Origin of the sequence: Streptomyces sp. NPDC052225 (genome assembly GCF_040679615.1) — a bacterium.
Lineage (GTDB): Bacteria > Actinomycetota > Actinomycetes > Streptomycetales > Streptomycetaceae > Streptomyces.
On sequence record NZ_JBFAVD010000017.1, the window covers coordinates 157,603 to 175,581 of the forward strand.

17 protein-coding genes are annotated in these 17,979 nt (G+C 70.3%); 8 read left to right on the plus strand and 9 right to left on the minus strand.

Annotated elements, in window-relative coordinates:
- Positions 1 to 41: 41 nt before the first annotated feature.
- Positions 42 to 1,289 (minus strand): phosphoserine phosphatase SerB, encoded by a 1,248-nt coding sequence (serB, locus tag AB0L37_RS24415; RefSeq protein ID WP_365509168.1) that lies wholly within the window; start codon positions 1,287 to 1,289, stop codon positions 42 to 44.
- Between the two features lie 125 nt (positions 1,290 to 1,414).
- Positions 1,415 to 3,073, minus strand: a complete 1,659-nt coding sequence (locus AB0L37_RS24420) for a streptophobe family protein (protein ID WP_365509171.1) — start codon at positions 3,071 to 3,073, stop codon at positions 1,415 to 1,417.
- Positions 3,074 to 3,343: 270 nt separating this feature from the next.
- Here AB0L37_RS24420 and AB0L37_RS24425 point away from each other — a divergent pair, with 270 nt between their 5' ends.
- Positions 3,344 to 5,884 (plus strand): FHA domain-containing protein, encoded by a 2,541-nt coding sequence (locus tag AB0L37_RS24425; protein WP_365509174.1) that lies wholly within the window; start codon positions 3,344 to 3,346, stop codon positions 5,882 to 5,884.
- Between the two features lie 117 nt (positions 5,885 to 6,001).
- Here AB0L37_RS24425 and AB0L37_RS24430 read toward each other — a convergent pair whose 3' ends face one another.
- From AB0L37_RS24430 to AB0L37_RS24440, 3 genes are all read right to left on the minus strand, one after another.
- Positions 6,002 to 6,739, minus strand: a complete 738-nt coding sequence (locus AB0L37_RS24430; RefSeq protein ID WP_365509177.1) for a transglycosylase SLT domain-containing protein — start codon at positions 6,737 to 6,739, stop codon at positions 6,002 to 6,004.
- Positions 6,740 to 7,020: 281 nt separating this feature from the next.
- Complete coding sequence (locus AB0L37_RS24435) at positions 7,021 to 8,103, minus strand: S-adenosylmethionine:tRNA ribosyltransferase-isomerase (RefSeq protein ID WP_365509180.1); 1,083 nt, start codon at positions 8,101 to 8,103, stop codon at positions 7,021 to 7,023.
- The gene (locus tag AB0L37_RS24440) at positions 8,100 to 8,798 is read right to left on the minus strand and encodes an SDR family oxidoreductase (RefSeq protein ID WP_365509183.1); all 699 of its coding nucleotides are present in this window, start codon (positions 8,796 to 8,798) and stop codon (positions 8,100 to 8,102) included. Before AB0L37_RS24440 ends, AB0L37_RS24435 begins: the two co-directional genes overlap by 4 nt.
- Before the next feature lie 183 nt (positions 8,799 to 8,981).
- Here AB0L37_RS24440 and AB0L37_RS24445 point away from each other — a divergent pair, with 183 nt between their 5' ends.
- The 3 genes from AB0L37_RS24445 to AB0L37_RS24455 all read left to right on the plus strand — a co-directional run bounded on the left by AB0L37_RS24445 (position 8,982) and on the right by AB0L37_RS24455 (position 11,190).
- Positions 8,982 to 10,127, plus strand: coding sequence for a GAF domain-containing sensor histidine kinase (locus AB0L37_RS24445; protein WP_365509185.1), 1,146 nt, complete (start codon positions 8,982 to 8,984; stop codon positions 10,125 to 10,127).
- Complete coding sequence (locus AB0L37_RS24450) at positions 10,120 to 10,761, plus strand: response regulator transcription factor (RefSeq protein WP_365509188.1); 642 nt, start codon at positions 10,120 to 10,122, stop codon at positions 10,759 to 10,761. Before AB0L37_RS24445 ends, AB0L37_RS24450 begins: the two co-directional genes overlap by 8 nt.
- 183 nt (positions 10,762 to 10,944) lie before the next feature.
- Positions 10,945 to 11,190 carry a chaplin gene (locus AB0L37_RS24455; RefSeq protein ID WP_365509191.1) on the plus strand — a complete coding sequence of 82 codons (246 nt, stop codon included), beginning with the start codon at positions 10,945 to 10,947 and terminating at the stop codon, positions 11,188 to 11,190.
- 256 nt (positions 11,191 to 11,446) lie between these two features.
- On the opposite strand, the gene AB0L37_RS24460 is transcribed toward AB0L37_RS24455, so the two are convergent.
- Entirely contained in the window at positions 11,447 to 12,229 is a 783-nt protein-coding gene (locus AB0L37_RS24460) for a hypothetical protein (protein WP_365509193.1), read from the minus strand.
- A 142-nt stretch (positions 12,230 to 12,371) separates the two neighbouring features.
- Here AB0L37_RS24460 and AB0L37_RS24465 point away from each other — a divergent pair, with 142 nt between their 5' ends.
- The 3 genes from AB0L37_RS24465 (at position 12,372) to AB0L37_RS24475 (ending at position 14,767) form a co-directional block, all read left to right on the plus strand.
- On the plus strand, positions 12,372 to 13,169 hold the full coding sequence (locus tag AB0L37_RS24465; protein WP_338695055.1) for an ABC transporter ATP-binding protein: 798 nt from the start codon (positions 12,372 to 12,374) through the stop codon (positions 13,167 to 13,169).
- Between the two features lie 68 nt (positions 13,170 to 13,237).
- Positions 13,238 to 13,669 (plus strand): NfeD family protein, encoded by a 432-nt coding sequence (locus AB0L37_RS24470; protein ID WP_365509197.1) that lies wholly within the window; start codon positions 13,238 to 13,240, stop codon positions 13,667 to 13,669.
- A gap of 162 nt (positions 13,670 to 13,831) precedes the next feature.
- Complete coding sequence (locus AB0L37_RS24475; protein WP_365509200.1) at positions 13,832 to 14,767, plus strand: SPFH domain-containing protein; 936 nt, start codon at positions 13,832 to 13,834, stop codon at positions 14,765 to 14,767.
- A 103-nt stretch (positions 14,768 to 14,870) separates the two neighbouring features.
- On the opposite strand, the gene AB0L37_RS24480 is transcribed toward AB0L37_RS24475, so the two are convergent.
- The 3 genes from AB0L37_RS24480 to AB0L37_RS24490 all read right to left on the minus strand — a co-directional run bounded on the left by AB0L37_RS24480 (position 14,871) and on the right by AB0L37_RS24490 (position 16,915).
- On the minus strand, positions 14,871 to 15,383 hold the full coding sequence (locus AB0L37_RS24480) for an HNH endonuclease (protein ID WP_365509203.1): 513 nt from the start codon (positions 15,381 to 15,383) through the stop codon (positions 14,871 to 14,873).
- A gap of 143 nt (positions 15,384 to 15,526) precedes the next feature.
- On the minus strand, positions 15,527 to 16,069 hold the full coding sequence (locus tag AB0L37_RS24485) for a YbhB/YbcL family Raf kinase inhibitor-like protein (RefSeq protein ID WP_365509206.1): 543 nt from the start codon (positions 16,067 to 16,069) through the stop codon (positions 15,527 to 15,529).
- Positions 16,070 to 16,132: 63 nt separating this feature from the next.
- Entirely contained in the window at positions 16,133 to 16,915 is a 783-nt protein-coding gene (locus tag AB0L37_RS24490; protein WP_365509209.1) for a sporulation protein, read from the minus strand.
- A gap of 130 nt (positions 16,916 to 17,045) precedes the next feature.
- Between AB0L37_RS24490 and AB0L37_RS24495 the strand changes: the two genes are divergently transcribed.
- Positions 17,046 to 17,687, plus strand: a complete 642-nt coding sequence (locus tag AB0L37_RS24495; RefSeq protein ID WP_365509212.1) for a DNA-3-methyladenine glycosylase — start codon at positions 17,046 to 17,048, stop codon at positions 17,685 to 17,687.
- Positions 17,688 to 17,979 lie beyond the last annotated feature (292 nt).

Sequence of the window (17,979 nt, forward strand, 5' to 3'; positions counted from 1 at the left end):
GTACCGGGCCCCACCTACGTATGCCACGAACCCGCGGACGCTCAGGCCCCCTGGGCGTCCGCCGCCTCGACCTCTTCGCGCGTGATACCGAGCAGGTACAGGACCGTGTCGAGGAACGGCACGTTCACCGCGGTGTGCGCGGCCTCGCGCACCACGGGCTTGGCGTTGAAGGCGACGCCCAGGCCCGCCGCGTTCAGCATGTCCAGGTCGTTCGCCCCGTCGCCGATCGCCACGGTCTGCTCCAGCGGGACCCCGGCCTCCTCGGCGAAGCGGCGCAGCAGCCGCGCCTTGCCCGCCCGGTCCACGATCTCGCCGACGACCTTGCCGGTCAGCTTCCCGTCGACGATCTCCAGCGTGTTGGCCTGCGCGAAGTCGAGCCCGAGCCGCTCCCGCAGATCGTCCGTGACCTGGGTGAACCCGCCCGAGACCACGCCCACTTGGTAGCCGAGGCGCTTGAGCGTACGGATCAGGGTGCGGGCGCCCGGGGTCAGCCTGACCTCGCTCCTGACCTTCTCCACGACCGACGCGTCGAGCCCTTCGAGGAGCGCCACGCGCGCGTGCAGCGACTGCTCGAAGTCCAGCTCGCCGCGCATCGCCGCCGCCGTCACCTCGGCGACCTGGTCCTCGCAGCCCGCGTGCGCCGCGAACAGCTCGATCACCTCGTCCTGGATGAGCGTCGAGTCGACGTCCATCACGACGAGGCGCTGCGCGCGCCGGTGCAGCCCGGCCGCGACGACCGCCACGTCCACGCCCCACTTCGCCGCCTCGGTGGCGAGGGCGGTGCGCAGCTCCTCCGTACCGGTGCCGGAGACCGCGAACTCCACTGCGGTGACCGGGTACTTGGCGAGCCGGAAAATGCGGTCGATGTTGCCGCCGGTGCCGGTGATCGACGCGGCGATCGCGGCGGTCGACTCGGCGGTGAGCGGGTGCCCGAGCACGGTGACCAGGGAGCGGCCCAGACCGCGCGGCCGGTTGTCGCCGAGCCCGGAGATGATCTCCGCCTGCATCTTCAGGGACTCGGCCCAGCTGTGGACGGTGGCCCGCAGATCACCCTCCAGACCGGCCGGCGGCTCGGTCACCAGGGCGCACAGGACGATCCGTCCGCGGGTGACGACCTGCTCGATGTCGACGACGTCGACGGAGTAGGCGGCGAGGGTGTCGAAGAGCCCGGCGGTGAGACCGGGCCGGTCCTTGCCGAAGATCTTGACGAGGAGAGTCGGGACGTCGGCCTGCACGTATGCGGCGTCGACCGGGGCATCAGCGGGGTGCTGGGGCTGCGAAGCGCTCATGATGGTCTTACGTTATCGGGCTTGTGTACGGCCCTGGTGAGCCGGTCCGAGTGCCGGACAAATGGAGCCCTGCGGCGATTGACCAGCGGGTCCGGGGCAGAGCCCCGCAACCTCAGCCGAGACGGTCAGCGCCCGTCCTCCCCGGGCCGCCGAGGCCGGTCCTGAGTGGGCCCCGGCGCAGGCGGCGGCGGAGGCGGCTCAGGCCACCCACCGCGAGGCCGAGGCGGATCGGGCCGCACCGGCCCGATCACCGTAGGCGCCCCGTTCACCCCGTCCGGCTCCCCGCGCGGCGGCGCCTCGTACGGCCGCAGGTACGGGTTCGTGTCCGCGTTCGACGGCCGGTACGGGCTGCTCGGCCGATACGGCCCCGTCGGCCCGTCGCCGGCCTCCACCACGGAGGTGGCCAGCGGTGACGCCCGTCCGCCCGCCGCCCCGGTCCCGTGCGCGAGCAGCGCTCCGAGGGCGCCGGTCCCCGCGCCCCACGCCGCCCCGAGCAGCAGGGCCATCCCGAGGTGACCGTGCAGATCGATGCCCGCCCCGAACGCGTCGAAGCCGAGCACCGACAGGGACGCGCCCGCCGAGACGTCCGTCAGCCACACCAGGAGCGGCAGCGCGAGTGCCGTCACGACGCCGAGCCGCAGCGCGCACCGGCCCGCGAACCTCAGCGCGCCCGCCCCCTCCGGCACGGGGGAGCGGACCGCCGCGAGCACGCCGGCGAGGAGCATCATCACGGCCATCGCGATGGCCAACAGCCAGACCCTGTTGTCGAGTTCGGCCAGCCGGCCCATCGTCACGGGCTGGTCGGAGGAGACCAGGAGATCGTCCAGCGGGTCGGGCAGCAGCTTCGCGAGTTCGCCGGTCGCCTTCCCGTCCCACGGCACGAACAGGCCGATGGGGACGCCGAGCCACGTCCCGTTCGGCGCCCCGAGCAGCGCCGCGCCCGCGATCCGCCTGGGGTGGTCGTCGCCGATCATCGCGTACACCGCCGCGGCCAGCCCCGCGACGACCGTCACCAGCAACACCGTCACCAGCGCCGACGCCGCGGGGCGCACCACCCGGTGCACCACGGACAGGGCCCGCGGCAGCGGAGAGCGCCGCGACGCGAGCAGCGCGATCACCAGGACACCGGTCACGAACGCCGCGCCGCCGAGCAGCGTCGCCCCGGTCCGCACCGTGAAGCCGACCGCCGCCTTCGCGTCCACGAGGTCGCCGAGCCGGTCGGGCAACAGCCCGCCGATCCCGCCGGGCAGCTTGTCCCCCAGGTCGCCCGGCAGGCCGCCCGCGCCCGGAATGTCGCTCAGGCCGAGCTTCGAACCGTCAATCGTGATGAGGTCGTGACCCGCCCATGCGAGCCCGCCGAGCATCCCCACGAACAGCACGACCACGGCCCCCGCGCGGACCAGAAGTTCACGCGGCGCGACCTCAACTCCCGCGCTGCGCAAGGATCGTAGGAAGAACCAGCTGAGCAGCAGCGCGCCCACGAGCGCGACGCCGAGCGGCGCGATGTCGATCGCCGTGTCGGCCTGCGCGCCCTCCAAGCCGAACGCCGAGACGTCGCCGGACGGCGTCACGCGCCCGCCGACCGCGAGCGCCACGACCGCGGCCGTCATCGGCCCGAGCGAGCCCGCCGTATCGGCCCCGAGCAGATGCAGTCCGAGCGCGGCGACCCCCGCCATGGCGATGAACGCCCAGCTCACAGCGGCTACGGCGGACAACAGCACATCGCCGACGGGCAGGCCGCCGAGGCGAGTGGCGCGGTGGTCGCCGGTCTTCGTCAAGGACATCAAGGACCCCCCGATCCGTACCGCATCGCCCCTGATTTCCCCTTTGCGCATGATCCGTAGGGAGTTGTGGGCGCTTACTACTCTCCGGGCCTGTATCTGCCCCGTCAACGGCGCGGGCGTCGGCGCTCCGCGAGAGTCTTCACAACCCCCGACGCAAGGCCCGACTTTCGGTCATGGGGGCGTTCCTGAAATAGTTCCTCACGATGTTCGACATCCCTAGACTCCCCATGACGGGGGCAATACTCGGGGGACAACTCAGTGGGGCATGGAGTGCCTGAACTCGTACTGGAATTGAACGGCAGGACCTGGACGCTCGATCCGTCCAGGTCGTACACCCTCGGACGCGATCCGCAGGGAGACGTCGCGCTCGACGACGCCAGGGTGTCGTGGCGCCATGCCACGATCAGCTGGGGCGGGCGCAGTTGGGTCATCGAGGACCACGGCTCGACGAACGGCACGTTCGTCCAGGGCCAGCGGATCCATCAGATGGAGATCGGTCCCGGCTCCTCGGTGCACCTGGGCAACGCGACGGACGGCCCGCGGCTGAACGTGCAGGGCAGCGCCCAGGCCGCGGCCGTCGCTACGCCGCACCAGGCGCAGCAGCAGGCCGCCGGTCTCAACCAGCAGCCGCCGCAGCAGTACCAGCAGCCGGGCCAGCCGGGCCAGGCGGGCTGGTCCCAGCAGGCGCCGCAGCAACAGCAGGCGCCTCAGCAACAGCAGCAGTGGCAGCAGCCGCCTGCGCAGAAGGTGCCGCAGCAGCAGGGACCCGGTGGAGTCGCGGGGGCGCCGCCGGTCTACGGCGACCGCAGCCCGACGACGTTCCACCAGCTGGCCCTCGGCCGCGTCATGCGCATCGGCCGTGCGCTCGAGAACGAACTGGTTGTCTCCGACCTCCAGGTCTCGCGCCACCACGCCGAGTTCCACGCGACGCCCGACGGCCGCTTCGAGATCCGCGACCTCGGCTCGCACAACGGCACATACGTCAACGGCCAGCCGATCACCAAGGGCGGCTCCCAGCTCCTCGGACCGAACGACATCGTCGGCGTCGGTCACTCGACGTTCCGCCTCGTCGGCGACCGTCTCGAGGAGTTCGTCGACACCGGTGACGTCTCCTTCTCCGCGCGCCACCTGACCGTCACGGTCGACGGCGGCAAGCAGATTCTCAAGGACGTGTCCTTCGGCGTCCCGGAGAAGTCGCTGATCGCGGTCATCGGCCCGTCCGGTTCCGGCAAGTCGACGCTCCTGAAGGCGCTCACGGGCTACCGCCCCGCCAACCAGGGTGACGTCCTCTACGACAACCGAAACCTGTACAAGCAGTTCGCCGAGCTGCGCCAGCGCATCGGTCTGGTCCCGCAGGACGACATCCTGCACAAGGAACTGACCGTCAAGAAGGCGCTCAAGTACGCGGCCAAGCTCCGCTTCCCCGCCGACACCAGCGAGCAGGAGCGCCAGCAGCGCATCGACGAGGTGCTGCGCGAGCTCAAGCTGGACATCCACAAGGAGAAGAAGGTCACCTCCCTCTCCGGTGGCCAGCGCAAGCGTGTGTCGGTGGCCCTGGAGCTGCTCACCAAGCCGTCGCTGATCTTCCTTGACGAGCCCACCTCGGGCCTCGACCCGGGCATGGACCGCGACGTCATGCAGCTCCTGCGCGGCCTGTCCGACGACGGCCGCACGGTCCTCGTCGTCACCCACTCGGTGGCCGAACTGGCGCTGTGCGACAAGCTGTTGGTGATGGCGCCGGGCGGTGCCGTCGCCTACTTCGGCCCGCCGGAGGAAGCGCTCAACTTCTTCGGCTACGAGACATGGGCCGACGTCTTCTCCGCGTTCGAGAACTACCGCGACTACGACTGGGCGGGCCGCTGGAAGGGCTCGCAGCACTACCAGATGTACGCGGCCGACATCGACGCCGTCGCCGCGCAGTCGGTGCAGATGCCGCCGCCCGCCGCGGTCAAGCCGCCCAAGCCGCAGCCGTGGGGCGCCCAGCTCATCACGCTGATCCGCCGCTACGTCTCGGTGATCGCCTCCGACAAGGGCTTCATGGGCCTGATGGTGATCCTGCCGGCGGTCCTCGGTGTCGTCTCGGTGGTCATCCCGGCCGACTTCGGCCTGGCCCCGCCCAAGCCACCGTCGAGGTTCAACGGTGACGCGGGCACGATCATGCTGATCGTCGCCGTCGGCATGTGCTTCTCGGCAGCGGCCAACTCGGTCCGAGAACTGATCAAGGAACGGGTCATCTACGAGCGCGAACGCGCGACCGGCCTGTCCCGCTCGGCCTACCTGATGTCCAAGGTCATCGTCCTCGGCTTCATCACGGCCATCCAGGGCGTCATCATCTGCGCCATCGCCTTCGTCCCGCGCGACCTGCCGGCCGAGGGCCTGCTGATGCCGCCGGCCGTCGAGCTGTGCATCTCGATCATCGCGCTCGGCTTCACGTCGATGATGTTCGGCCTCGTCATCTCCTCGCTGGTGAAGACCTCCGAGAAGACGATGCCGCTGCTCGTCATGTTCGCGATCGTGCAGGTCGTCTTCACCGGCGTCCTGTTCCAGATCTACGGCTCGATCGGCCTGGAGCAGTTCGCCTGGCTGATGCCGTCCCGCTGGGCGATCGGCGCGGCCGGCGCGACCCTCGACCTGGCACACCTGATGCCGCCGTGGGACCCGAAGAAGCCGAACGACCTCGACCCGCTGTGGGAGCACTCGGTCAGCCAGTGGGGCATCAACCTCGCGGTCCTGATCGCACTCGGCGTCATCTGCGGCTTCGCGGTCGCGCGCCTGCTGCGCCGCCACGAGCCCGAGGTCATGCGCAAGTAGTTCCGTACGACACGGAAGGGCGGCACCCTCGTGGGGTGCCGCCCTTCCGTGTCATGGGGGTCGGTCGGCGTGCCGAGAACCCGGAGGTCCCGTCAACGAGTCTCAGTACGCGACGTCTCAGTACGCGCTGTTCACGTTGTCGATCGAGCCGTACTTGTCGGCCGCGTAGTTCGCGGCGGCCGTGATGTTGGCGACCGGGTCGTAGATGTTCGACGAGGTGCCGTCGACGTGGTACGCGTTGAACGTCGGCTGGATGACCTGGAGCAGACCGATCGACGGGGTGCCGTTCTGGGCGTTGACGTCCCAGCCGTTGATGGCGTTCGGGTTGCCCGTGGACTCGCGCATGATGTTGCTGTAGAGCCCGTTGTAGGTACCCGGGATGCCCTTGGCCTTCATGATGTCCAGGGACTGCTTGATCCAGCCGTCGAGGTTGTTGGCGTAGACCGGCTTGCGGGCGGCGGCGCGGGAGGCGGCCTCCTGGGCCTCGCGCTCCTTCTTCGCCTTCGCCTCCGCCTCGGCCTTGGCCTTCGCCTCGGCGTCCGCCTTCTTCTGCGCCTCGGCCTTGGCCGCGGCCTCCTGCTGGGCCTTCAGCTTCGCGGCGGCCGCCTTGGCCTTCTCCGAAGCGGTGGCCTGCTGGTCGGTGACGCTGGCGTGCACGTCCTTGATCTGCTGCGCGCCGGCGTCCGTCGTGAAGGCGACGGGGGCGGCGGAGACCGTCTCGGCCTGCGCCTGCGTGTCGTGACCCGGGATCAGCGTGACCGCGAGGGCGGCGGCACCGAGAGCGGCGACACCGGCCATCGAGAACTTGTGGGCGCGGGTCAGCTGACTATGGCCGGGGGAGCTGTGCTTGGACATGAGACGGGGACCTCTCGAAGCGTTTGGGACGTGAACGCCGCGGGTAAGCCGTTACGGCGCTGAGCGACGGGGGCAATTCTTAGCGGCCGCAAAATTCCGTGGCAAAGGTGTGACGTACGAAGCCGGGTAGTGGTCCCGGGCGCACGAAAGAGGGCCGGGAGCCCGCTCTCGGCTCCCAGCCCTTACGCTTCCTCGGGACTTAAGTCCTTTGGCTATCCACTACGGTCCTTCGTACGTGACGTGCGCCCTATGCGCGGGGTCACACGCGACCCCTGCCGTTCTCACGCGCAGTTGCCAGTGCAACGCTCTGCGTGAGGCGTCTCCTCCGGAAGGATGAGGTGGACGTCCCCGAACTCGTGCCAGAGGTACCGGCCGCGCAGCGCCTCCTCGTACGTACGGCTCACCGCGGCCCCTCCGGCGACCGCCTCCAGCATCAGCAGATGCGAGGCCTCCGGCTCGTGCAGCCCGGTCAGCAGGCCGTCCACCACCCGCACCCCGCGCTCCGGCGTCACGACCAGCTCCGTCCAGCCGCCCGCCGCCCGCACCACCCCGTCCGCGCCCACCGCGGACTCGACGGCCCGCACCGCGGTGGTCCCCACGGCGATCACCCGCCCGTCGCCGGCCCTCGCCGCGTTGATGAGCCGGGCCGACACCTCGGGCACCTCGAAACGCTCCTTATAAGGAGGCTCGTGCGACTCGGCTGACGCCACACCTGTATGCAGCGTGATCGGCGCGAACTGCACACCGCGGCTCACCAGCTCCGCCACGATCCGGTCCGTGAAGGGCCGCGCCGCACTCGGCATCTCCGCACTGCCCGCCCCGTCCGCGTACGGCAGCGCGAACACCGTCTGGTACGCGGACAGCGGCTGGTCCCGCTCCGTGTAGGCGTAGCGGATCGGCCGCCCGTACCGGCGCAGCAGCGCGGACACGTCCCCGGTCGCCCGCACCCACCACAGCCGCTCGCTCCCGGCCGCCACCGGCTCCTCCCACACGAGGTGGACGCAGCCGGGCAGCGACACCACCGAACCCGCGTGGACGCCCGTACGCGGGCGCGTGGTGCCCCGGCCGTCCGGATCCCGCAGCTCGACGGCCCAGCGCCCGTCGTCGCCCCGCGTGGAGAAGTGCACGACCACGCGCGCGTCCCCGGTCGTCCCGTCGACCGCCGCCGCCAGCGTGGGAGACGTGTTCACGACGAGCAGGTCCCCGGCCCGCAGCACGCGCGGCAGCTCGGCGAACCGGTGATGGGCGACCTCGGTGCCGCGCGACACCAGAAGCCGTACGGACGATCTGTCCCGGCCGGGCCCCCGCTGCTCGGCCGGCACCCGCGCCGACAGCTCCTCCGGAACGCGCAGCGCCAGCGTCATCGTGTCTCCAGCAAGGAAGGAGCCGCGTACCGTCCGCTCGCCGGACGCTGATCAAGAAGGCGCAGAAAAGCCGGCACGACCTCTTCAGGGCGCGGCACCCCGCTCAGGTCCTCGTCCGGCTCGGCCGCCGCCAGCATGTCCGTCCGCATCCCGCCCGGATCCACCGCCCACACGCGCAGCCCCGGCTCCTCCACCGCGAGCACCGCGGACAGCTGGTCGAGGGCCGCCTTCGTCGCTCCGTAGGCGCCCCAGGTGCGGTACGCCTCCGCCGCCGCGTCCGAGCTCATGTTGATCACCGCGCCGGCCGGGGCGTCGCGCAGCAGCGGCAGCGCCTCCTGGAGCAGCGCCAGCGGTGCCACCACATTGACCTCAAGCGCCGCGCGGAAGCCGTCCAGCGCGTGCTCGCCCAGCGGTACGAGGGGCTGGGCGCCCAGCACGCCCGCGTTGTTCACCAGAAGGTCGATGCCGCCCAACTCCCATGCGGCGGCGATCAGTTCGACCCGGTGGCCCCCGTCGGTCACGTCCCCCGGCACGGCCGTCACGGCCCCGCCGTGCTTGCGCAGCTGTGCCGCCACCTCCTCCAGCGGCGCCGCGGACCGCCCGTCGAGGACCAGGTCCCAGCCCCGCTCGGCCAGCGCCGTGGCCAGCGCCCGCCCGAACCCCCGCGAAGCCCCCGTGATGATCGCTACTGCCATGACAACCGTCCCCTTTGCCGTGCCGGCCCTGCGTCGTGCCTTCAACGTAGGAACCGGGCGGCCCCGGGCGCCTCGTGCGCGGGCCGCAACAGTCAGGGGCCCTTCGGCCTACGCCCACGGTCCTAGGCTGCGGCCGCCACGCGACCGATACGCGCTGTCACACCCCGCCGGTACGGTGAGGTCATGAGTCACCGTCCCCAGAGCGGCATCGCCGCGGTGAGCGCCGCGCTCCTCGCCATGAACAGGCACCTGGAGATGCGCGACGTCCTCAAGACCATCGTCGCGTCGGCCCGCGAGCTGCTCGACGCCGAGTACGCGGCCCTCGGGGTGCCCGACGACCACGGCGGCTTCGCCCAGTTCGTCGTGGACGGTGTCAGCGACGAGCAGTGGAAGGCCATCGGCCCGCTCCCGCGCCAGCACGGCATCCTCGCCGCGATGCTCCGCGAGGCGAAGACCGAGCGTCTCGCCGACGTCCGCGAGGACCCGCGCTTCGAAGGCTGGCCCGCCGCCCACCCCGACATGTCCGACTTCCTGGGCCTGCCCATCAAGGACGGGGACGAGACGATCGGCGCCCTCTTCCTCGCGAACAAGAACTGCCCGAAGCCCCAGGGCGGTTGCGGCTTCACCGAGGAGGACGAGGAGCTGCTCCAGATCCTCGCCCAGCACGCCGCGATCGCCCTGACGAACGCCCGGCTCTACGAGCGCAGCCGCGAACTCACCATCGCCGAGGAGCGCTCCCGCCTCGCCCACGAACTGCACGACGCCGTCAGCCAGAAGCTCTTCTCCCTGCGGCTCACCGCCCAGGCCGCGGCCACCCTCGTGGACCGCGACCCGGCCCGCGCCAAGGAGGAGCTCCAGCACGTGGTCGGCCTCGCCGCGGAGGCCGCCGACGAACTGCGGGCGGCCGTCGTGGAGTTGCGCCCCGCGGCCCTCGACGAGGACGGCCTCGTGGCGACACTGCGCACCCAGATCCAGGTCCTGGACCGCGCCCACGGCGCCTGCGTCTCCTTCGACACCGGCGGCATCCGCGCACTGCCCGCGGCCCAGGAGGAGGCGGTGCTCCGCGTCGCCCAGGAAGCGCTGCACAACGCCCTGCGCCACTCGGGCGCGGGGCACGTCGCCGTGACCCTCGACAAGCGCGGCTCCGGCGCCGTCCTGCGCGTCTGCGACGACGGCGCGGGCTTCGACCCCCGGGCGATCCGCCGCGCGGGGCGCCACCTCGGCCTGGTCTCCATGCGCGACCGGTCGAGCGGCGTGGGCGGCCGGCTCACAGTGGAATCGGAGCCCGGCAAGGGCACCACGATCGAGATGGAGGTTCCCGGTGGCTGACCGGATCAAGGTGCTCCTGGTCGACGACCATCAGGTGGTCCGCCGGGGCCTGCGCACGTTCCTGGAGGTCCAGGACGACATCGAGGTCGTCGGCGAGGCGGGCGACGGTGCCGAAGGAGTCGACCGCGCCGAGGAGTTGAAGCCCGACGTCGTCCTCATGGACGTCAAGATGCCGGGCATGGACGGAGTCGACGCCCTGCGCAAGCTCCGCGAACTGGGCAACACCACCAAGGTGTTGATCGTCACCAGCTTCACCGAGCAGCGCACCGTCGTCCCGGCGCTGCGCGCCGGAGCCGCCGGGTACGTCTACAAGGACATCGACCCGGACGCGCTCGCGGGCGCCATCCGTTCCGTGCACGCGGGCCACATCCTGCTCCAGCCCGAGGTGGCGGGCGTCCTGCTCTCCCAGGAAGAGGCCAACAACGGCCAGGGGAGAGGCGGTTCGCTCACCGAGCGGGAGCGCGAGGTCCTCGGCCTGATCGCCGACGGCCGCTCCAACCGGGAGATCGCCCGCGCCCTGGTCCTCTCCGAGAAGACGGTGAAGACCCACGTGTCGAACATCCTGATGAAGCTCGACCTGGCGGACCGCACCCAGGCCGCGCTCTGGGCCGTACGGCACGGGGCCGCGGGCTGAACGGACGCCGGGTCACACACGCTCCGGCGCACTACTGCACGTCGGCACGGAAGGTTCCGGCCCGGTCTGAGATTCATACCGTCGTGTGGATGTCCTCCGTATGGCGCATCCTGGCGGACCCGGCCGCGTTCTCCAGTGCGTGCTGCGGCGGCTGGCCGCGGCAATCGCAAGGAGGATCTAGAAGTGAAGAACCTGAAGAAGGCCGCGGCTGTCACCCTCGTCGCCGGTGGCCTGGTTGCCGCTGGTGCCGGTCTCGCCTCTGCCACGGACGGTGCGCACGCCGACGGCAAGACCGCCAAGTCGCCGGGCGTCGGCTCGGGCAACCTGGTCCAGGTCCCGATCCACATCCCGGTCAACGCCGTGGGCAACACCGTGACCGCCATCGGTGGCCTCAACCCGACCTTCGGGAACGACGGCTTCAACGGCTGATTCATCGGCTGACACAGACACAGGGTCCACTGGACCACCGGCCCCCGGGTACTCCCCGGGGGCCGGTCCGCTTTTGCCCCCCTGCCCACGGACCCGCGTCGGACGTGGGCTTCTTCCCTCAACCCGGGTCGGCGGCCCTGCCCTTGCAGGGGCGCGGGGAACTGCGCGACCAGTCCCCACGAACCCGCACTCGCCAACGAACCCCCAAGGCCCCCACAACAGGCGCCCAAGACCCAGCCTCCCGCGACAACGAGGCTCAGCCCCGCTCCCGCTCCTCCACAAACGCGTTGTACGCGGCGACAAGCGCCCGCCGAGCCACCCGCTCCACCGGCCGCAACGCCACCGCCCGAGCCCCCATCTCCGAAGCGCTCACCGCCCCGCCGTGCCCGCTCTCGTACGCGACCTCCACCAGCAACCCCACCCGCTGCGCCAGTTCAAGCACCCGCACGGCCCGCGGCGGATACCCCGGCGCGAGCGCCTCCCGCCCCCGCTCGGCCCGCGCCCGATACGCGTCGACCGCCGCCTCCGCCACCGGCCCAGAGCCGGCCACGTCCAGCCGCGTCAACACCTCCGTGGCCTCGCGCAGCCCCTCCGCCAGCTCCCGCTCGGCCTCCCCGAGCGAGGGCACGTCCGCCGGCGGAGCCTCCCGCACGGGCAGGCAGTGCCACAGCACCTCGACGTGTACGTCACCGTCGGGCCCTGCCTCGTACACCTCGGGCACGAGCCCGAGACCGGCCCCGGAGCAGACGACGGCCTCCTCGGCCTCCAGGGCCCGCGCGTTGAACTCGGGCGGCCCGCTCAGTCCCAGGGGATGCCCCGGCGCGGGGAGCGCGACCCGCAGCCCGGTCACGCCGAGCGCCCGCAGCCGGCCGAGCGCGAGCGTGAGCCCGACCGGACCGGTCTCCCCGGGGATCCCTTCCACCCGGTGCACGGCGTCGTCGCCCACGATCGCGAGCGCCGCGTCATCAGGTCCGACAAACCCGGCCAACAGGGCATTTCCCCATGCCGCAAGACGTCCAGAGCGTGGTTCCGAGAGCATGCGACCCAGCTTAGAAGCCGTCGGCGGCGCCAAAAGTCCCGGCCGATGGAAGGGAGCACCGGACCAGTGGCGTAGGTTTTCCCTGGGGGCTGCGTCCACGACGCACGAGACAGCCGAGACTGCAATGGGAGACAACGCGCTCATGAGCGATGTACTGGAGCTGGAGGACGTATCCGTGGTCCGCGAGGGCCGGGCTCTGGTGGACCAGGTCTCCTGGTCGGTGAAGGAGGGGGAGCGCTGGGTCATCCTCGGCCCGAACGGCGCGGGCAAGACGACCCTCCTGAACGTCGCCTCGAGCTACCTCTACCCGAGCAAGGGCACCGCCACCATCCTCGGCGAGACCCTCGGCAAGCCCGGTACGGACGTCTTCGAACTGCGCCCGCGCATCGGCGTCGCCGGCATCGCGCTCGCCGAGAAGCTGCCCAAGCGCCAGACCGTCCTGCAGACCGTGCTCACCGCCGCCTACGGCATGACCGCGGGCTGGCAGGAGGAGTACGAGGACGTCGACGAGCAGCGCGCCCGCGCCTTCCTCGACCGCCTCGGCATGAGCGAGTACCTGGACCGCAAGTTCGGCACGCTCTCCGAGGGCGAGCGCAAGCGCACCCTCATCGCCCGCGCCCTGATGACCGACCCCGAGCTGCTGCTGCTCGACGAGCCCGCCGCGGGCCTCGACCTCGGCGGCCGCGAGGACCTGGTGCGCCGCCTCGGCCGCCTCGCCCGCGACCCGATCGCCCCCTCGATGATCATGGTCACGCACCACGTCGAGGAGATCGCCCCGGGCTTCACGCACGTCCTCATGATCCGCCAGGGCAAGGTCCTCGCCGCGGGCCCCCTGGAGCTCGAACTCACCTCCCGCAACCTCTCCCGCTGCTTCGGCCTCCCGCTGGTCGTCGAGCAGCGCAACGACCGCTGGACGGCCACGGGCCTGCCCCTCGGCTGAGGTTCGCGCAGCCGTGCGGGCCGGTCGTCCCCTGTCCGCACGGCCCCGTACGGATCTACCATGACCAAGTGGCAGACATCGACGCATGGGTGTGGTGGCTGATCGGGGCGGCCGCGCTCGGAATCCCCCTCGTCATCACGGCCATGCCCGAACTGGGCATGCTCTCCGTCGGCGCAGTGGCGGGCGCCGTCACCGCAGGTCTCGGCGGCGGCGCGGTCCTCCAGGTCCTGGTCTTCGCCGTCGTCTCGTGCGCTCTCATCGCCGTCGTACGACCCATCGCCGTACGGCATCGCAACCAGCAGCCCCAACTGGCCACCGGGGTCGACGCCCTCAAGGGCAGACAGGCCGTCGTCGTCGAGCGCGTCGACGGGACCGGCGGCCGCATCAAACTCGCCGGCGAGATCTGGTCCGCCCGGGCCCTGGACGGTGACGCGGTGTTCGAGAAGGGCAGCCAGGTCGACGTGGTCGAGATCGAGGGAGCCACGGCGATCGTCATGTGAACCGGCCCGAACCTGGATGGCGAACCTGAGTGGTGAACGTGCGTGTGCTCCGAACTTCCCCCACTACAGGGGTAGTTCTGACAGACTCGACGAGCAAGATCTCATGATCTTCCGGCGGGACATCGCCGGGAGGACGACGGCACGAAGGGCACGGGAGACGCGATGTCAGCGGTCATCATCGTCCTGATCATTCTGGTGGTGTTGGTCTTCATCGCCCTGATCAAGACCATCCAAGTCATCCCGCAGGCCAGCGCCGCCATCGTGGAGCGCTTCGGCCGCTACACGCGCACGCTGAACGCCGGCCTGAACATCGTCGTCCCGTTCATCGACTCGATCCGCAACCGCATCGACCTCCGCGAGCAGGTCGTGCCGTTCCCGCCGCAGCCGGTGATCACCCAGGACAACCTGGTCGTCAACATCGACACCGTCATCTACTACCAGGTGACCGACGCCCGAGCCGCGACCTACGAAGTCGCCAGCTACATCCAGGCCATCGAACAGCTCACGGTCACCACGCTCCGCAACATCATCGGCGGCATGGACCTGGAGCGGACCCTGACCTCCCGCGAGGAGATCAACGCCGCACTGCGCGGCGTCCTCGACGAGGCCACCGGCAAGTGGGGCATCCGCGTCAACCGCGTCGAGCTCAAGGCGATCGAACCGCCCACCTCCATCCAGGACTCGATGGAGAAGCAGATGCGCGCCGACCGTGACAAGCGCGCCGCGATCCTCACCGCGGAAGGTATCCGCCAGTCGCAGATCCTCACCGCCGAGGGTGAGAAGCAGTCCGCGATCCTGCGCGCCGAAGGTGAGGCGAAGGCCGCGGCCCTGCGCGCGGAGGGCGAAGCACAAGCCATCCGTACGGTCTTCGAGTCCATCCACGCCGGAGACGCGGACCAGAAGCTCCTCGCCTACCAGTACCTCCAGATGCTCCCGAAGATCGCCGAGGGCGACGCCAACAAGCTCTGGATCGTCCCCAGCGAGATCGGCGACGCCCTCAAGGGCCTGTCGGGCGCGATGGGCAACTTCGGCCCGATGGGCGGCGGTTCGGCTCCGTCGGCGCCCAAGGAGCGCCGCGAGCAGCCCCCGATCGACTAGCGCGTACTACGACGACGACACGACGAACACGACGAAAGGGCCCGCCGACCAAGGAGGTCGGCGGGCCCTTCCGCACCCGGGCGCTGCCGTGATCAGCAGCCGCTCATGCCGCGACGACCGGCTGCCCCAGCCACTCCGGCAAGGCGTCGCGCCCGTCCGCCCGCAGCGACAGCAGCATCGCGTCGGCCGGCGTCGGCTCGAACGGCTGCCTCAGCAGTGGCATACCGGCCTGCTCCGGCGTCCGGTTCGCCTTGCGGTGATTGTCCTCGGCGCAGGACGCCACCGTGTTCAGCCAGGAGTCCGCACCACCCTGCGACCGCGGCACGACGTGGTCCACGGTCGTCGCCCGCCTCCCGCAGTACGCGCACCGGTGCTGATCCCGTACGAGCACACCCCGCCGGGACCACGGCGCGCGTCTTCGGAACGGCACGCGCACGTACCTGCACAGCCTGATCACCCGGGGCACCGGTATATCGAGCGCGGCACCGCGCATGCGCAGCTCGGGGTGGGCCTGCTCGACGACGGCCTTGTCCTGGAGAACCAGTACGACGGCTCGGTTCAGCGTCACCGTCGAGAGCGGCTCGAAGCTCGCGTTCAGCACCAGCGTGTCCCGCATCCTGCCCACCTCCCGTACGCAGCGGATCACCCCTCGGCGTCCGTGCGTCAACTCTGGCCGCGCACGCCGAGATGGACAACGCAATAAAAATGCCCGCCTCTGATCACTTCCAAGACCAGAGGCGGGCAAACGTTCCGTGAACGCTAACTCTCGGCAGGGGCCGCGTACTCGGCGATGACCTGCGCGCGGCCGAGCGTGTGGAACCGCAGGTTGAACCCGACGGCGGCGGGCGACGTATCGGAGTCGGGACCGAGCTTCTCCGTGTCCACCGCGTACACGGTGAAGACATAACGGTGCGCCGGATCGCCGGGCGGCGGAGCCGCACCGCCGAACTCCTTGGCCCCGTAGTCGTTGCGCACCTGCACGGCGCCCTCGGGAAGCCCCTCGAACTTGCCGCTGCCCGCACCCGTCGGCAGCTCCGTGACCGACACCGGGATGTCGAACACGGACCAGTGCCAGAAGCCACTGCCCGTCGGAGCGTCCGGGTCGAAGCAGGTCACGGCGAAGCTCTTGGTCTCCGGCGGGAACCCCTCCCACCTCAGATGCGGCGACGTGTTCCCCGCCGCGTACACGTGCGCGTCCTTCAACACCCCACTGGGCTCGAAGTCCTCGCTCGTGACGGTGAACGAGGCCACCGGCGGATGAAAGTCATGCGGCAGCGGAGCCCGCTTGAGCTGCTCGGTCACAGCGACACCTCCTGGATCTGCGGAACGTTGTCCCACAAACCCTAGAACTCTTGGACCCTCGACCTAGAACCAGTTCTTCTTGCTGCCGACCTCGGACAGCCACTGGTGCAGATACGCCGACCAGTCCGTGCCCTGGAAGTCGTGGTGCCCGACGACGAAGGAACGGAACGTGTCGCTGCCCTCGCTGAACAGACCGGGCTTCTTGTCCATCTCCAGGACGACGTCCATCTCCCGGTCGTCGGCGACGAAGCTCAGCTCGACCTGGTTCAGACCGCGGTACTGCTGCGGCGGGAAGAACTCGATCTCCTGGTAGAAGGGCAGCTTCTGACGCGTCCCCCGGATGTGACCGCGCTCCATGTCCGCGCTCTTGAAGCGGAAGCCGAGCCCGATGAAGGCGTCGAGGATGGCCTGCTGCGACGGCAGCGGGTGCACGTTGATCGGGTCGAGGTCACCCGAGTCGAGGGCCCGGGCGATCTCCAGCTCGGTCGTCACCCCGATGTTCATCCCGCGCAGCTGCTGCCCGTCGATGGTCGTGACCGGCGTCTCCCACGGGATCTCGAGCCCGAACGGCACCGCGTGCACCGCGTTGGCCTGCAAGTGGAACGCGCCCCCGAGCCGCACCTTCGTGAACTCGATGTCCTGCTTGGTCTCCTGGTCCGCACCCTCGACCTCGACCCGCGCCTGGAGCCCGACCGACAACCCCTCGATCTCCTGGTCCACGGACCCGCCCTGGATGCGCACCTCGCCCTGAACCACCCCGCCGGGCACGACGTTGACCTCGGTCAGCACGGTCTCCACGGACGCCCCGCCCGCACCCATACTCGCCAACAGCCGCTTGAACCCCATGTCTCGATCTCCTCCGTACGTGAACCGTGATCTCTGGAATGACTACTGCAGGTACTGCTGACTACAAACGCGGTACGCCCGCGACCGGTTCCGCGCACCCTCCGACGCCCCTGCACTACCCTCGGAGGGCATGATCGCGGCCCCTGACCGTACGCCCCTCAGCCGGGCGTTCTTCGACCGACCTGTTCTGGAGGTAGCTCCCGACCTCCTGGGACGCACCCTCGTACGTCACACCCCTGACGGTCCGATCGAACTCCGCCTGACAGAGGTGGAGGCGTACGACGGTCCGAACGACCCCGGCTCACACGCCTACAGAGGACAGACGCCCCGCAACAGCGTCATGTTCGGTCCGCCCGGCCATGTGTACGTCTACTTCACCTACGGCATGTGGCACTGCATGAACCTGGTGTGCGGCCCGCCCGGCAAGGCGAGCGCCGTCCTCCTGCGCGCCGGAGAGATCACCGAGGGCGCCGAGCTCACCCGCGTCCGTCGACTCTCGGCCCGCAACGACAAGGAACTGGCCAAAGGCCCCGCACGCCTGGCCACGGCCCTTGACGTGGACCGCTCCCTGGACGGCATCGACGCCTGCGCGCCGGCCGACTCCCCGATGACGGTCCTCCACGGCACCCCCGTCCCCGCCGACCAGGTACGCAGCGGCCCGCGCACCGGAGTCTCCGGCGAAGGCGGCGTCCACCCCTGGCGCTTCTGGATCGCCAACGACCCGACGGTGAGCCCTTATCGGGCCCACACCCCTCGCCGCCGCCGAACTTGACGCGCCCTTGCGGGATCCGTAACGTAGCCCGAGCCGCTTGACCCGGGTACGGCGTTCAGCCTGCAGCCGGAAGCGGCCAACCACTACCTACGAACGACTTCCCTCGGCGGGGTCTTTTCAGCATGTCCGCATGCCGAAATTCGAACTCGCAAAACTCGATTATGAGTTGACGGAAGAATCCGCTAACGTAGTGGACACGCCGAAAGGCAAAGGCCCTCCAACGGCCACCGGAAATGAATTCCGAACCGGAAACGGAACGGAAAAAGGATCTGGTAAGGTTGGAAACGCAAGA